The organism is uncultured Microscilla sp. (assembly GCF_947493425.1).
In the GTDB taxonomy this organism is placed as follows: Bacteria; Bacteroidota; Bacteroidia; order Cytophagales; family Microscillaceae; genus Microscilla.
In genome coordinates, this window is sequence record NZ_CANLRP010000507.1 from 1 (window position 1) to 430 (window position 430).

General features: G+C 49.5%; 1 protein-coding gene. It reads right to left on the reverse strand.

From position 1 onward, the window contains the following. Positions 1 to 430, reverse strand: a 430-nt coding sequence (locus Q0954_RS34515; RefSeq protein WP_299466788.1) for a hypothetical protein, incomplete at both ends; no start/stop codon positions are given.

Sequence of the window (430 nt, forward strand, 5' to 3'; positions counted from 1 at the left end):
AGTAGGCTGTCTTTGAGTTGGGTCACTGACAAGGAATCTTTCACCCTGCCGTTTACCACCGTAGCGGGTACGTTGCGTAAACCGTAATGCAAAGCCCTACCACTGGGGTCTTTAGAGTTTTCGTTGTTGAACTCATCTACCGTGGGGAAACTGGTGTGGTAATGAATACTCACGATTTCGTCACCACTATTGGTACTCATTGCCTGAGCTAGTGCTGTGCTTTTGGCAGCAGCGTTTGCTATGCCTTGGTTGGTAAAATACTCCAACAATGCTGTGCGGTTGCGGTTACGAAGTTCGAAGTTATCAAAAGTCACTCCCTGATATTTGCTACCCGGAGGGTTGTCGGCATTGCTGCCAAAGGCAAACCTAAACCTGATGAGGGCGTTGGCAGGTAAGTTGGCAATGGCTCGGTCTAGAGCAATGCGTGCCG